Raw genomic sequence first — 14571 nt, 5'->3', positions numbered from 1 at the left:
AATTGAGAATAAAGCTGGGCAAAATGGATCTTCATACTCAAATCAATGAAACCTTTGCAGGATATAGCTTTGGCTTGTAAGCAAAGAGAAAATTATTCAAATTGAGGACGAACCTGCGGAATGTGGGTTATATCTACTAGTTTAAAGTAGATCACTAACAGTTCTGTATTAATAAATGTGACAACAAGGATAATTATGGTGCCACAAGCGTTTTGGCTGTGTTTACAAAACTTTATACAGATACCAAAACTTGTGTCCGACTACTTATACTAATACTAGTTAAGCTGATGCGCATTTAAATTCGTTTTTCCCTGTTCCCTGTTCCCTGTTCCCTGTTCCCTGTTCCCTGTTCCCTGTTCCCTTTGCTATAGTCATTATAGTTATCTAGTAATTATTTGATACTTTACATTACTATTACCTTCCGGAGGATTTTGGATAAAATCAAATAAACGGTGAGCTAACTCTAATTTAGTGCAGCGATTAATCTGTTGATGCCGTCCTCTGTTATCAATCAAAATTGCCTGGTTGGTATCACTGCCAAAACCAGCATTTGGTTTGTCAACTGGGTTAGCTACTATGGCATCCAATCGCTTTTTGTTTAATTTTTGTAACGCAGGCTTGATAATATCTCCAGTCTGTGCAGCAAATCCAACTAAGTACTGATTGGGCTGTTTCAGTCGTCCCAATTCAGCTAGGATATCTGGCACTGGTTTCAAAGGTAGAGCAGCAGGAAGTCCATGCTTCGGTATCTTCATCTCCTGGTAGATTCCGGGGGTTACATCTGCTACCGCTGCTGCCATCACAATCAAATCAGCATTGGGAAAATTTTCTAGCATCGCCCGATGCATCTCAGTAGCACTCACTACTGGAATTGTCCGGATACCCATCGGTGCTTCCCAAGTAGCTGGTCCATGAACTAGGGTGACAATTGCTCCCCGATTTCTCGCAGCTTGGGCTAGGGCTAGTCCCATCTTGCCTGTGGCAGGATTCCCGATAAAGCGTACTGGATCCATATATTCCCGAGTGCCACCAGTACTAATTAAGACTTGTTTACCGGTTAAGTCTCGTTTGCCACCAGTGTAGAGCAGGGATTGGATAGAGGCGATTATCTCCTCTGGTTCTGCCATCCGTCCTGCACCAATGCGATCGCATGCTAACCGTCCTGCTGTTGGACCAACACTATGATACCTGGGGTCACTTAACAGCTGTTGCCAATTTCGTTGCACTGACTGCTGCTTCCACATATCTGTATTCATCGCTGGTGCCAACAAAATAGGGCAACTAGACGCTAGAACCGTATTGGTTAGTAAGTTATCGGCTAAACCATAAGCCAACTTACCTAGGGTATTAGCCGTCAGAGGAGCAATCACCAATACTTCTGCCCATTCCCCTAATTCAATATGCACCGGGCGTTCGTGCTTTGCTTGCCAGAATACGTTGTCTGTATAAGCTGGATGGCGAGAGAGGGTACTTAGAGTCAAAGGAGTGATAAATTTTTCAGCTCCCTGGGTTAGAATTACCCTTACTTCAGCAACCCCCTTAAATAGGGTAGAAACAACCTCACAAACTTTATAGGCAGCGATGCCCCCACATACACCAATTAAAACTTTTCTACCCTTATTCACGCCTCGTCGTAAGCTTCCATGTCCAGTAAATAGAGATAGGGTTGCGCTAACTCTGGACGCTGAAAGGCCAGTGCTCGCAGTAGATGCCAATCTTTGAGTCCTTCAAATGCGCCAGAGTAATCATCCAGCTCTAGACGTGCAGCCAACTTGGCAACGTCCTCTGCACTCAGAGCGGAAAGGTCACGTTGGGAAATGGTCGTAGTTGCCATTGCTCACGCCTCTCTTTGTTAGCTTTTTTTGTTAACAGTTGTACGTCTTCGACAACTTTACTTCTATTATCCCTATTTAGTGACGCAACTGAGTATATATCATACCAGCTTTAGCGTGAAGTATTCGTAAATTTTTTATCAGTTTTTAGGGGTCATTTGTATGGAGGCTTACTATAGAAATATCACTTATTCATAAACTAACTATTATTAGTTAGTTATATTTATTCAGTTTAAAAGCCCTGGCTCTGATTAGGTGGCACAGATTTTTGGCAATAGCGATCGCTCTTCCCAAGTGCTCCGCAGTCTCCAGCAGTTGTATTCAACTCGACTAGTGCTGATCGTTGGTTCATTAGAGATTTAGCATGCTACGTCTCTACTTTTTCGTCACTAAGGAAATTTAAAGGAGATTTATGTGACGGGTAACCGGGCTAGGATTATAATAAGTTGGTAATTATTCTGACTTGTGGTACAAAAAAAACGGTCTCAATTATCAACAAGACCGCTCCCTCAAAAAAATGCTGACTCAATGTATACTAAGTCCGGAATACCAAAAATTTTTCTCAGAATACACTACTTGGAAAGCCCGATCACTTACCAAGTCTATCACTACTACATGGACTTAGGACATCATACTTTGGTTGAAATACAAAGGGAAAGGGGGAACCTCGGATCAATAAAATATCTTAACTTATAACGGTCGTGTGTTTGTCAATTACTAATTACTAATTATCAATTACCAATTATAAATTATAAATAGTTGGGAGAATTGGTAACATAAAATCTCCCATCTCTTGCCAGAATCGACCCACTCTCAACCAGGTAAAAGTTTAAGGCTTAACGAGCTTTACCTTCTGCCCTTGAGCCTTGTTTGGCAGCAATTTCCTGCATCAAAATCTGAAACGCTTTGGCATACTGAGCATCTTCCAAGGTGCCAACTTTTTCACGATTTTTCTGCAAGTCTTTACGCTGTTCATCCGAAAGCTCAAACACAATATCTGGTTCAATTCCGGACTTATTGATATCGCGACCACTAGGGGTAAGGTACTTAGCAATGGTTACTGCCAGACCTGAGCCATCTCCAAGCCCTCGCACGGATTGGACTAAGCCCTTACCAAAAGTCTTAGTTCCTACCAAGATGGCACGTTGATTGTCTTGTAAAGCACCCGAAAGAATTTCGCTAGCACTGGCTGAACCACCATCCACCAGTACCACTAATGGTTTATCGGTCAGAGAGCGATTAATTGCTTTCTGGTATTCGGCTTTGCCGATGCGGTTAACTGTTGAGACAATCGTACCGGAATCAAACCACATCCTAGCAATTTCAATGCTGGCATAAAGTAGCCCACCAGGGTTAGAGCGGAGATCTAAAACATAGCCACTCACCTTCTGATCTTCTAACTTTCGGATTGCTTCGCCCATCTCCTTGGCCGCGTTAGCACTAAATTGAGAAAGGCGAATGTAGCCGATGCCATAACCATCTGAAGTTTCCCGATAGCTATACTTTACAGGGTGGATTTCAATCCTAGCTCGTGTGATCGGATAGTCCACTACCTTTTGGCCTCGCTGAATGGTCAAAGTCACGGAAGTTCCTGGCTTGCCTCGAATCAGTTGAACTGCATCGTTGACATCCATACCTTCGGTACTCTTGCCATCAATTTTGATAATGATATCCTTTGCCAGGATTCCCGCTTTAAAAGCTGGGGTATCCTCAATTGGGGAAATCACCATCAACTTTTTTGTTTCCTCATCCAGGGCAATCTGAATACCTACACCAGTTAATTCCCCAGATGTATCAATCTGCATATTCTTGAACTCTTCTGGATCCATAAACCGGGTGTAAGGATCGTCCAAGGGCTCTAGCATTTCCCGGATTGCCTTGTAGGCTTGTTCCTTGCTGCTGTAAGAGCGATTCAGATAATCTTGGCGAACTTCTTCCCAATCAACCTGGTTGAAGGTAGCATCTACATACCTGCGGTTAATAATTTGCCAAACTTCATCAACTAGCTCCTTAGGACTCTCGCGAAAGAAAGCCTGACTTTGAGATAGATGAAGACCAGCTCCTGTAACTGCTACAGTTGTTAGGACTACTGCTGTCGCACCAAGAACCAGGCCACGTTTTGTAATTACCATAATCCTTTCGCTTAAGGTCGGGAAACTAATGCAAAGGAGCTAAGCTAAATCTAACGAACGGGGATGTCAGACAGCTCCTATGCAAATCAATCTGAGACTGACACCCCCTTGTTCAATTTTGGGTAGTATAACCCTGGTAATATACCCCTATGGCTATAGCCTTTTAGGGGTCATCTATGTTGTTGATTAGGGTCGTGAGGATATTATTTATCCATACTAACCTCATTAGCTAATCACGCCATCATACCACCACACCACACCACCATAATCCCATCTAGCTAGGATTTCAAGAAATAACCTATCCTGACTAAGGATAAGGAAGCTGGGGGTATCAGTCCCATATTATTAATTTTCCTCCCACCCAACTTCCCCTCCGGAAAATTATTGTGGTCATTGGTTTTCATCGTTAGTTGTTCAATGATTACCTATTCACTATTTCCCAGTCTAACATTACCGCAAAGGACTTACTGATTATTCTATTTCATATGGCTGTTTGTGATCAGCTGACAGAGTTGGCGATCGCTTTCTCTGACTTCTGGGTTGTTTTGGAGATAATTTCTGAGCCAGTGGCAGCTTTTATCTAGCAGATCGTCTAAATTCAAATTCCAAATTGCCACTGTAGCATCTTCACTAGCCACTGCCAAAGCTGTTCCATCATGGCTCCAGCTAAGATTTGTGACGCGATGCTCACCAGCTTTCAAGGTTTTGATCAGGGTGTCGTCGAAGCGCCATAGCTGAACCTGGTTGTCCCAGCTGCTGGTTGCCAAAATTTTGCCCTTGGGGCTAAAATGGACTTTTGCCACACTATCAGTATGGCCTTTGAGGGTTGATTGTAAGGTGCCATCTTTGCGCCAGAGTTTCACTGTGTTATCATAGCTTGCTGTTGCTAAGAACTTGTTGTCGGGTGAGAAGCTGAGATCCAAAACCCAATTGTGATGACCTGGTAGTGTTTTCAGAAGTTTCCCATCAGCACTCCACAGCTTTACAGTTTTATCATCACTGGCCGATGCCAATCGCTGACTATCCTGGCTAAACTTAACTGCATTAACCCGCTCACTATGACCAGTCAGGGTATTAATCAATTTACCAGTGCGATCCCAAATTTTTACTGTCCTGTCCCGACTGGCAGACGCGAGGCGCTTCGAGTCAGGACTAAAACTAACATTCAATACCCAGTCCTGATGTCCCTTTATTGTCTTAATCAAAGTACCGCTACGATGCCACAGTTTCACGGTGCCATCTCGACTACCGGAGGCAATTAGCTCACCATCAGGACTGAAACTGATGCTATAGACGAGATCATGATGCCCTTTCAAGGTGTGGAGCAGCTTACCGTTGCGATCCCAAAGCTTAACAGTTCTGTCATTACTAGCTGTCGCAATCTGTTGAGAGTCTGGAGAAAAGGTGACATCCTGTACATCATCCTGATGTCCTCTTAAAATTACGTGAGACTGATTAATACTACTCCAGAGCTTGATAGTTTTATCGTGGCTGGCTGAAGCCAGAATCAGTTGGTCAGTTTGAGGGTTGGATGGTTGTAGAGGAATATGGGACTTGCTGTAAGCTAGGTTGTTTTGAGAACTAAAAGGTTTAGTAGGACTGAAACTGACACCACTAACCCCATCGCTGTGTCCCTTAAACGTGTTTATTAAAGTGCCTTCACGGTTCCATAGCCGCACTGTATTATCATCACTGGCAGAGGCAATCAGTTGACCATCAGCACTGAAAGAAACACCATTAACCCATCGCTGGTGCTTGGGAAAGGTTTTGATTAGCTTGCCATTGGCACTCCACAACCTGACCGTTTGATCATCGCTAGCGGAGGCAATTAACTGACTATCTGGACTAAATACTACACAATTCACCTGAGCGCTATGTCCTCTAAGAGTATTTAGCAATTTTCCCGTTTGACTCCACAACTTAATGGTGTTATCCGCACTAGCAGAAGCAATGATCTTGCCATCTCCACTAAAGCTTACCGACCGCACTACACCCCGGTGACCGGAAAAGGTTTTAATTAATTTGCCATCAACGGTCCATAATCGAATTTTCTTATCTTTGCCAGCCGCAGCCATCATCTGGCCATCTCGACTAAAACTGACACTGTATATATGACCAGCATTAGTGGTAATTGTTCTGACTAGCTGGCCAGTTTGACGCCATAGTCTGACTGTGCCATCCCAGCTACTAGAGGCAATTAACTGACTATCTGGACTAAACGATACGCTGGTTACACTATCTTGATGACCTTCTAGGGTTTGGAGCAAATTGCCATCAGGATGCCACAGTTTTACCGTTTTATCGCGGCTGGTGGAGGCAATAAACTGACCATCTGGGGAAAAACTGATGCTCGAAACAATATCACTATGTCCTTCCAGTCGATTGTGTTCGGAAACTGAATAAACTGCCTGGGACAGAGCTGTGATTACTTGTAGACGGGTATCTGCATCTACTGTTCGAGATGGTAGATATTGCTGCTCTTCCTGCTGTAGTTTTTTTGCGGCTCTTAACCCTTCGAGCAAAGCATCAAAGGTTTTATTAGACACGAAAAGAGCTTCTGAAGAGGCACTCAGCGCACTAAGCATAGCATTGATTCGTTGAGCTTCGGCTCGCCATCTCAAGCCACCATTGGTCACTGCTAAAAGTGCCATCACTGTGCTAATGGCAATGGCACGCAGTCGTTGTTTACGAACCCGCAACAGTTGACTCTCACTTTGTTTTAGCCGTACTCTAATATTAGATTGGGTACGTTGCTTATATTTTTGACGAATCGGTAGAACTAGATAATCATGAATTAGCTGATATCGGTTTTGTGGTGTTTCTGGCACTCGGAAGACTAAACCAGAACCTACCAAAATTTCCAAAATCAAGGGGATTTGAGTTAGTTTGGCGTTGTTACCATTGGAGACTGCTAACTCAGCTTGGGTTTTTAACGGACGGGTACCTCGTTGATCGGTTAAGGAGAATAAAACCTCCCAGACGGCATCTTCATTCTCTGGCCCACAATCATAGATAATTTGGGAAAGCGATCGCTCGATTAGAACTGTCTTGGGGTCATTTCCCAAAGCTCGGTATCCTTCAAGGGTAGTAATTTTTTCCGCTTGTAGCTGAGCACCCACGACTTGTAACTCAATTAAGCGCACCACTCCGGTATTGGTGACTAAATCCTTTACCAGTGCTTCGATTAGAGCAGGTTCTAACTTAAACTGAGATACTGCTGTTAAGGAGTGAATAACGTTTTTGGCATTCTCTGGGGACAGATCACCTAAGTGATAACGCAGCTTCTGATCTAGGATATTGTTGTTAATGACACTGAGATCCTTAAAGCGCTCAAACTCTAACAAGTAATGTAGATAATCTTCTCGCATAGACAAGATTATTTTTACAAAGGGGAGATTGAGAGCCTGGGCTAAAAAATTATAAAACTGATGTCGTTGCTCTAAGTCGGTGGCAAGGAAAAAAAATTCTTCAAACTGGTCAAAAATCAGGACGGTTAATAAGTTATGCTGGGAACACCGATACAACTTATCGAGAATTGGTTTAAGGATTAAAGGTTGTTCACCGCAGGCGTTGGAGTCGGGTAAGTTGTTAGCCGTAGGCGTTCCCTTCGGGTAGATTGTTCGCCGTAGGGGTTCCCTTCCGGTAGGTTGAACGGTTGAAGGTGAAAGGTTGGCATCTTTAAACTTGAAGACTACTGTACTTGCTAATTCAAGGTCTAGACGTTTTTCCAGCTCACCGAGCCAATTCCTGTAAACGGTTTGCACCACCGTCAAGGTTTGTCTAGCACCAATAATTCTGGAGCTAAGTGCAGGAACTAAACCAGCATTAATCAGGGAACTCTTGCCAACGCCGGAAGTCCCGTGAATCACGGTTAGTTTGTGGTCATTGCGGCTAATGCGTTCGAGCAGGCCGTTGACATCGGTTTGACGTCCAGCTGCTGCGATTTCTAGGGCTGATGGACAAAAACCTTTCTTGGTAATCGTTGCGTCAGTTTCTCGACTTGGCCCGACACTTTGTAAGGGAGCCATACCAGCAAAGGTAGAAAACCTAAACTGTTGTTCTATCAAGCGTTTTTGTTGCTTAAGTTCAAACCCTCGTTGGTATGCTTTTTGCTCGAAATAGAGCGATCGCAATTCCTCCAACAGCTCCATGAACAGTTGAGGCTGCTGCTGTAGAGGGTTGGGCTCGATAGTTTTGAGGTTTATAGCTTGTTCAAGATAATTAATGGCAGATTTTGGCTTGCCCAGCTGACGCACAGATCTAGCAGCTAGCAGCAGATAGGAACCTCGGTGGCAAAGGTTTTGAGGGTTGAGAGTCGGCTCAGATGTCTCCAGAGTGCGCACAGCGGTGAGGGCTAAGTCTATAGCACGGTTCCAATTCGATTGCTCATAGGCAACTGTTGCCAAAAAGCCATAGGCTCGAGAGAGCTGAACTGGATTATCTTGAGTGTGAGGCTGTGCCAGAAACGCTAGCGCTAAAGCTTCTAATTCTGTCCAATGTTCCAGGTGTTGTAGGACTTCTCCCAGTTTTATGGTCAACTGAGCCACCAAGTCCAAGCGTCCTGTTTTAGTAAACAGGTCAATGGCAGTACAGAAGTTTTTCTGGGCTTGCTCCCACTGATGGCAACCGATGGAGCCTTGTAACTCGGCTTGACGGCAATAGCACAAGCCGATGTGATGGAACACTAAACCAAGCCGTTCTAAAGCTGAATGGGTGAGGGGGGGATCACATAAGGGGGGTATTGAGTGTTTAGTTTGTCCGAGACGTTGGTCGAAACAGTTACCTGTGTCCCTTTTGCCCTCTTTTCTCTTCCTCGAAGCTCTGCCTTGGATAGTTGTACATACTTTTACCGGTTTAAGGTTTTTATAATAGTGTTGCTCTGAATGGGGAGCCTCACTGCCCAAGCAGCCGCCCCATTCTCCTATATCCTGCTGCCAACAATTTAGACTCTGCTGATAATGCTCCAAGGCCAGATTAATCTGGTCATTTTCAAAGGCATCTCGCCCTAGAATAAAATGCTTGGTAGCTAGTAGGACAGAATCTACGCTGATATCATGAGATTGCAAATCCTGTAATGCCGACTCAAATTCTTGGCGTCGGGGGCAATCGGGAGCCAAAGAAAGCACCTTGTTGGGCAAAAACTCTCCCAAGTCTCTAGCGAAAATATTGCCAAAGATTTCATCTGCCGTTCTATAACATAAAGCGAGTAATTGGTCAATGGTAAGTTCAAACCGAATCGAGGTAGTAGCCCAATTTTTAAAATAAGGAGCAAGCCTCATCAACTTTTGAAGTCCCTTGTCAGTTACCCATACAACTAAAGGACAGGTTAAGCATTTGGGCAATTCATCTCGGACCTGGTTAGCCGAAAGTAGTACCTGGTTGATGCCATCAACTGACTCTAGACCCGATACCATTAGGGCAGATGTTGTCCCATACTGTTGGGTGCTAAAGATATTACTAAATAGAGTTTGACTAGACTTGTTAAGAACTAGCTCACCATAGGTGAGCTCTGTGATTTCTCGGACGTACTCCCATATTTGCTTCCTAAATAACTCGTAGTTGCATCGCACCAAAATCAGTGCAAATTCTCCTTGGGAGAACATTATTGCCCGGGATAGGGTTAATAGAGAGCGAGCACTGTATGGGGCTAGTGTTTCTGGGGGATTTTGCTGCTTCATGTCACTAACCTTTTGACCCCTACTGGTAGAAATTACCTATTACTAGGGTGATTTTCCCTCTAGATAGTAAGATTACTATCAGAACTTATCGGTAAGTATGGGTTTTTACTGATAAAAAACAACAAGCATAATCAGGCATTACTCAAGAAAAACGTCTATCATAAGTACCTTGATCAAGAATTCAGTAATTACTACTACTTATTTAATAAATATATTTAATGAAAATCCTGAATAACAATGATAAATTCACTTATTGAGCCTGAAGTCCATAGCGTGGATATCAGTGATTTCCCGGAATTTTTGATTTTTTATAGTGGGGTGGAACTATAAGTTCCTAGACGAAAACATGTAAAACAGTTGAACTATCAGGACTTCCGCAAAACTGGGCACCAAACTCTACCTGTAGGCGCACAGGGCTTACTCCCCTACAGGTAGAGTTACTGGGGAAGTCCTGACTAGATCGGTTTGGGTGCATCTCAGTTTTGCAATTAGGCAAAAATTCCCGCGAAAATTCCCACACTTCCCACACTCCCCGCGCCCCCGCCCCACACTCCCCGCGCCCCCGCCCCACACTTCCCACACTTCCCACACTTCACATCTTTTTTACAAATATGAGATGCACCCATCGGTTTTCAAATCAATTAGGGACAAAATTTGTCCCTTGAAAGCAATTAGTAGGTGGTAGGTGGTAGGTTATACATGAGGGGATGTACCTTACCTCAGGGGGTGAACCTGAAGGCTAAACTAATTTCATACCAAGCTTTGAGAGAAAGTTCTCCCTCAAAAAGAAAAGGGTGATTAACAGCTAAGGTAACCTCAGTTCGGACCCGGGCAGATTGAGGTAAAAGCCAGTCCAGATTAAGGCTCGGTTTCTTGGGTTGATGACAATATGCAATCAATCCGCACAGAACATTGACGCAAAAATTAACCGGTGAGCGATGACGATAATGTTCGATTTGATAAATATTTTTGAGTTGGTAATTAATGGTTTCAATCAGAAATGTTGAATCTACCTAATTATTTACATAAAATTAGACACACTATACCTATAACACACCAGATAACTTCACGAAAAGACCATCTGATCAAACCAATATTATTTTCACACATAAAAGCTGGGAAATATCGGAGTTTATCTAAAAGTTTATTGCCGAAATCGGGATAACCACTAATTGTAATAAGACATAAGCTATGAGACAGGTATAAATTTGGTACTCAATTCCATTGACATTCTTTGTTATTAATCTGTCCAGTTTTAGATGCATCTTCAAAAACTTCCAGAACAACTCTATTTACCAGCCAAGGAGACGAAACCGTAAGAGAGGGTCGCCTTATTCATATAACTTAAACCTTTTACCCATAACCTGCCGACATTAAAGGCGACCCTCTCTTACGGTTCAAATAAACGATAAAAATTCCCAACTTCTTCATTACTTATACCTTATTCTTATGCTTCTGGTAGGTTAGTCACTAGTCTAAATTCCGTCTGAGTTTCGAGGTCACAAAAGTTGACAACTCTCCCTTGTACTTACTCTTTTTCTGTTCCGATTAGATTCTGCCTGAAGGGGCGACCCGTGGCGAATTTAATAATTAGATGGGTCAAGGGCACCTAAAACATTTATAGCTTGACATTGTTTTTAATTCTTAAGACAAAATAACGATTATGTTTGGTCTTTAGGGTTTCGATTATCAGCAAACTCGCCAATCCTATATCCATTATACTGACTCCATTTTTTGGATACGAAACCTTAGAGAGGGTCGCCTTATTTCATATAACTTAAAAGTATGGTATTGATAAATAAGTAGTGATACCAAATCCGGTTATTATAGGCTGATTACACAAAATCACCAAATCTGCTCTGGGCAAGGACTTTGTGTTTTTTTGAATATAGCCTTGGTAAAGCTGATTTGGTATGATACAACATTGTATTCCCCTTAAATAAGATATTTATTAAGTAAAAATCTACCAATTTAACTCTAATTCATTATAAAAACTTATCTAAGTTAGAATAAATTCTGATTAAATAAAACTTACAAAACTGCTAAATTTTTATTAGTAAAAAAAAACTTCTCAAGGTAAAAATACACTATCTTAACCATGAATACAGTCTCAAATTTAATCACCCGACCCAATTGCCCTTACTGCAATTGTGAGCAAACAGTAAAAAATGGAAGCACTCATCATAAAAAACAAAAATATCTCTGTAAAAACTGTAAAAGACAGTTTTTTGAAAATCCCACAAAAAAGCCAATACCATTGTCGAAAAAAAAACTAATATATCACTTATTACTTGAGAAAATATCTTTGGCTGGTATTGCTCGATCAGTTGGAGTTTCAAAAACATGGCAACAGAGAAGTATGTTAATAAAAAATATGCCGAAACTCCCCAAAAAATAAAGGTTTCATAAAAACCAAAAGGTAAATTTTCCATAGAATGTGATGAAATGTGGTCTTTTGTTAATAAAAAAGATAATCAGCAATGGATTTGGTTGGCCATTGATGGCCGTTGGCCACGCTACGCGAACAAGAAACTAGAGAAATAGTTGGAGTTTATATTGGAGATCGCACTCGCGAATCGGCAAATAAATTATGGAAGTCTTTTCCTCCAGTGGTTCGACAATGTGCTGTGTGTTATACAGATTTTTGGGAAGCTTATCAAAAAGTTATACCTAAAAAACGTCACAAACCTGTAGAAAAAAAACCTGGAAAACTCATCATATTGAAAGACAAAATAATACCTTAAGACAAAGGATTAGTCGTCTGGTTAGGAAAACTTTGTCATTTTCAAAAAAATTAGAAAATCATCTAGGAGCTATTTGGAATTTTGTTCATCACTATAATAAATGTTTATCCGGTTGATTAGGCCATCACTACTTGTGTACCACTACCGGTTTATATGGCCAAAATTGGGTAAATTTTAAGGATGTTTGTCTAGAATTAGTAACCGAGTTAATGAAACGCGCATCCTAATAAGCGATGCAGCGCGGTCTTGGGGGTTTCCCCGGAGACAAAACCTTAGATAGTGGAGCCTTTATAGTTAGCAGGTTATGCAGAAAAGGGTTAAATATTTTTTAATAAGGCTCCACTATCTTACGGTAAATTCAAACCATGAGCGACTGCATCAAGACACGAAAGTATTATCAACGAGGTCTAAGGGCTAGGTCGCTTATAGAGTCTGCGTTTTAACTTATTTCGTCGCCCCCCCAGCACAATATCTACAAGTTTATGCTTCGGTTCCCGTTTGAATCTTGGGTCATCCAATGGCTCAAACTGATTAATCACGCTATGTTTGAGCTGTTTCATTGTCTTTGAAAGGGGGGATGGGGTTGGAGCACCAAAACCAAATGACATCACGGCCGTTGAGAATGTGAACAGACTGATTTAATATCTATGCAGTTTCCTTGATTCTGGAGAAATTGTCTAGTCCGAATTATTACTGGGCAAATGTCGGTTTTGTCAAGTACAATTTATACCAAATAGCTGCGATTACCCTGCTTTTACCCTAAGCCGACTAAGCATAAAGGCTACCCTTCTCTAGGTCAACTTCTAACCAAGGTTTCATCTGAGGCCTTATTACAAAAGAAAAAACCCTTTTATGCATAACCGAGCACCCATTTTGGCCTCCGCCGAATCCAAGAGAAGGGTAGCCTTCTTACAAGAGAAAAAACCCTTTTACCCTAAGCCGACTAAGCATAAAGGCTACCCTTCTCTTGGTCAACTTCTAACCCCTGTTATATGGGAACTTCAAACTCCCCTTTGGCCGACTGCATCGCTACCAAGGTTTAAAGCTCCTGATGTTTCCCGACACCCCACACCCGGTCACCCCATACCCAGTAAGGCACCGAATGCTGCTTGTCACCCCGTCAGTCACAGAACTAGAGTCCGAAACTTTTCTGTTTCTGCTAAGGCTGGGTTGATCCCAAACCAGCGCCCTTGTTCATCTTGGTATTCATAGACAAACATACTGCGCAACAGGGTTTGATATTCTTGTTCCCCCTTGACGGACTGCTGTTGCACGACTTGAGATAGCAACTTCCACTCTTCCTCTTCAACAGCCAGAGTCAAGTCATCTCGGTATCCCTTAATCACACTCTCTAAACAACTCCTGGAAAATGGCGGGTCTTCATGTTGCAAACAGTTATAGAGCAACCCTAACAAGTTACGGACATGACCCCCACTAATGCGACACATCCGGTCGAGGGTTTCTGGGCTATCAAATACTAGTGGAATCAGGTTTAGCCGCTGTTGAGGATCAACCTTGGGAAAAGCTCGGGCTAGCAATAGCTGTCGCAGCAGTGCCATACCTTCTGGATAGTCACTACCATCCCGTAACTGTATGGGCACCATGGGCAAAATTTTGGGAGCCACACCACCACCGACTCGATTTTTGAGAGTTTCGTACTCGTTGGAGAACATTAAGGACAAGGGTAGGGTGTACACCACATGGCAGTTCAAACGCCTTAACTGAGTACCACGGTCGATAAAGAGATACTCTGGCTGGGAGCGACCTGAAACCATGGAGCGATTATCAACTCGGTCAAGATTATCAATAATCACCACCAAACCCCTTTTCCCACGCAACTTCAGCTGCTGAATCGCTGATTGTAAAATTTCTTCGTTGATGGCATTCAAAATGCTTTGGGTGCGGGGTTCTAGGTGCTGTCGTAGCAGTTGGCGTTGCTGAGGACTGTCTTTACTTCTGGCTGTAATCTTGGCAATGCCTACGGAAAATTCGGCTTCTGTTGAAAACTCGATAGGAGTTTGCAAAAAGTCTTTGATTTCATTAAATAATTTACTAAAGTAACTGGGTCTGAGCTGTATGCTGATCGCTTCTAGGCTTTCACAGACTGACCTAGCGATGCTCAGTAAAATGTCACTGACATCAACATCCACCATGTCTAGGTCTTGAGAGGACTCAAAATAAACAA

Annotated in this window: 6 protein-coding genes and 3 pseudogenes; 1 reads left to right on the top strand and 8 read right to left on the bottom strand. The window is 42.6% G+C overall.

The features are described from left to right. Window positions 1-380: 380 nt before the first annotated feature. The 6 genes and pseudogenes from coaBC to F6J94_RS18305 form a co-directional block, all read right to left on the bottom strand. Entirely contained in the window at window positions 381-1625 is a 1245-nt protein-coding gene (coaBC, locus tag F6J94_RS18330) for a bifunctional phosphopantothenoylcysteine decarboxylase/phosphopantothenate--cysteine ligase CoaBC (RefSeq protein WP_293043123.1), read from the bottom strand. Then, complete coding sequence (locus tag F6J94_RS18325; RefSeq protein ID WP_070393300.1) at window positions 1622-1834, bottom strand: DUF2555 domain-containing protein; 213 nt, start codon at window positions 1832-1834, stop codon at window positions 1622-1624. The genes coaBC and F6J94_RS18325 overlap by 4 nt, the downstream gene beginning before the upstream one ends. An 834-nt stretch (window positions 1835-2668) precedes the next feature. Further along, entirely contained in the window at window positions 2669-3964 is a 1296-nt protein-coding gene (gene ctpC, locus F6J94_RS18320) for a carboxyl-terminal processing protease CtpC (RefSeq protein WP_293023347.1), read from the bottom strand. 476 nt (window positions 3965-4440) lie between these two features. Continuing rightward, window positions 4441-9642 carry a hypothetical protein gene (locus tag F6J94_RS18315; protein ID WP_293043120.1) on the bottom strand — a complete coding sequence of 1734 codons (5202 nt, stop codon included), beginning with the start codon at window positions 9640-9642 and terminating at the stop codon, window positions 4441-4443. A gap of 854 nt (window positions 9643-10496) precedes the next feature. After that, window positions 10497-10640: pseudogene (locus F6J94_RS18310) on the bottom strand (IS982 family transposase); the annotation flags it as partial. Window positions 10641-10659: 19 nt separating this feature from the next. Then, window positions 10660-10940: pseudogene (locus F6J94_RS18305) on the bottom strand (hypothetical protein); the annotation flags it as partial. A gap of 800 nt (window positions 10941-11740) precedes the next feature. Here F6J94_RS18305 and F6J94_RS18300 point away from each other — a divergent pair. After that, window positions 11741-12502 (top strand): annotated as a pseudogene (locus F6J94_RS18300) (IS1 family transposase). 291 nt (window positions 12503-12793) lie between these two features. On the opposite strand, the gene F6J94_RS18295 reads toward F6J94_RS18300, so the two are convergent. Next, a complete protein-coding gene (locus F6J94_RS18295) occupies window positions 12794-12946 on the bottom strand; it encodes a hypothetical protein (protein WP_293043118.1) in 153 nt (50 codons plus the stop codon). 564 nt (window positions 12947-13510) lie between these two features. After that, window positions 13511-14571 (bottom strand): ATP-binding protein (locus tag F6J94_RS18290; RefSeq protein ID WP_293043116.1); only part of this gene is annotated, 1061 nt, incomplete at its 5' end.

Origin of the sequence: Moorena sp. SIO1F2 (assembly GCF_010672755.1) — a bacterium.
In the GTDB taxonomy this organism is placed as follows: Bacteria; Cyanobacteriota; Cyanobacteriia; order Cyanobacteriales; family Coleofasciculaceae; genus Moorena.
This window is presented reverse-complemented; position numbering and strand designations above follow the sequence as displayed.

Excerpts from the sequence above, each read along its gene's own strand:
- F6J94_RS18315 (WP_293043120.1), bottom strand. The coding sequence starts at position 9,642 with ATGAAGCAGCAAAATCCCCCAGAAACACTAGCCCCATACAGTGCTCGC.
- F6J94_RS18325 (WP_070393300.1), bottom strand. The coding sequence starts at position 1,834 with ATGGCAACTACGACCATTTCCCAACGTGACCTTTCCGCTCTGAGTGCA.
- F6J94_RS18295 (WP_293043118.1), bottom strand. The coding sequence starts at position 12,946 with ATGAAACAGCTCAAACATAGCGTGATTAATCAGTTTGAGCCATTGGAT.
- ctpC (WP_293023347.1), bottom strand. The coding sequence starts at position 3,964 with ATGGTAATTACAAAACGTGGCCTGGTTCTTGGTGCGACAGCAGTAGTC.